Genomic DNA, 1,686 nt, shown 5'->3' on the forward strand with positions numbered 1-1,686 from the left:
CAATGGCATTAAGTTAAGGAAATCTCACATCACAGAAATGTGGTGTGGGATTTTTTTTGCAATAAACTATTGACAAATCAGTCATAAAATGCGGCCGCTTTAGCTACTGAGAATTTTGAGAGGTAGCTAAAGCGGCTCTTGTAATTAGAAAACATCTATTTACAAGGAGGAAATCGCATGAATAGAAACTCACAGAAATTAAGAAACTTATTATTGAATCTCATTAATAAGCAGAAGCAGGATTTAACAGGACTTGTTTCTGACCCCGATGTGAATTTTACAAGAAATAGGAAAATTCCATATGAAAATATGATTTTGTCATTGCTAACGATGGAGGGGGCTACTTTAACGAACGAACTATTACGACAGTTTGGTTGCAGTACCACTACCGCAACATCATCAGCATTTGTTCAGCAGAGAAAGAAAATCCTACCAGCCGCACTGGAAAATCTTTTTCAAGAGTTCGCTTCCCAAACAGCCCGAAGCGATAATTATAGGGGATATAAACTTTTAGCTATTGATGGTTCAGATATTCAAATTGCAACTAATCCGAGGGACAAAGCGTCTTTTTTTCAAACAAAAGAAGGCGTAAAACCCTACAATCTCCTTCACCTTAATGCTTTATACAACCTTCTCTCTCACACATATGAAGATGCTATAGTTTATAAAGCTAAAGAAGCCGGAGAAAACAAAGCATTAATTGAAATGGTTGATAGATCTGATTTTACCACAAAGACCATTGTTACTGCGGACAGAGGGTATGAGTCGTATAACAACATGGCACATATACAAGAAAAAGGTTGGTTCTACCTTATACGAGTAAAGGATTTTGGCAAGTACAAAACAGGCATTTTGCACGGCTTAGACTTACCTGACACAGAGGAATTTGATGAGTATATAGATTTAAATTTAACTCGGAAACAGACAAATGAAATGAAGAATTTATTGCAGCAGAAGAATACATATCGATGGATATCACATAAATGTACGTTCGATTATCTGCCGTCAAAAAGTAAAAAATCAGATCCTGCAGTATTGTATCATCTACCATTTAGAATTGTACGTTTTCCAATATCAGATAATTCATATGAAGTTGTAGTAACCAATCTGGACGCAGTAGAATTTCCTTCAGATGAACTAAAGAAACTATACGGCATGAGGTGGGGAATTGAAACATCTTTTAGAGATTTAAAATATACTATAGGATTACTTCATTTTCATTCGAAAAAGGTGGACTATATACTCCAAGAAATTTTCGCAGGGCTAATAATGTATAACTTTTCTGAATTGATTACCTCGCACGTAGTCATAGAAAAGGGTTCCAGAAAATATGAATATAAAATCAACTTTTCTGTTGCTGTACATATATGCCGTGATTTCCTGTTAAGTATAAATAACCCACCTGATGTTGAACTGCTCATTGCCAGATATGTACTACCCATTCGCCCCGGGCGCTCAAGACCACGAGAAATGAAAGTCAAACAAGCAATAAGCTTCATGTATAGAATAGCATAAAATATCGAAAAATGTATCAATTTTTGACAAGGGTATTGCTCTTGTCTATTTGTCGTACATTTTTTTGATTAATGTATGGAATTTAATCTGTGACAAGAAAATGAAAAGAGAAGTTAGTATCGAAAAAAGATACCAACTTCTCTCATAATTAGCCTTAACTTAATGCCATTG

The 1,686-nt window shown here is 35.1% G+C and carries 1 protein-coding gene; it reads left to right on the forward strand.

What is annotated here, in order from left to right:
* Window positions 1–177 precede the first annotated feature (177 nt).
* Entirely contained in the window at window positions 178–1,515 is a 1,338-nt protein-coding gene (locus tag DXB73_RS14315; protein ID WP_118691575.1) for an IS4 family transposase, read from the forward strand.
* Window positions 1,516–1,686 lie beyond the last annotated feature (171 nt).

This window comes from Clostridium sp. OM05-6BH, from assembly GCF_003481635.1.
GTDB lineage: Bacteria > Bacillota > Clostridia > Lachnospirales > Lachnospiraceae > Butyribacter.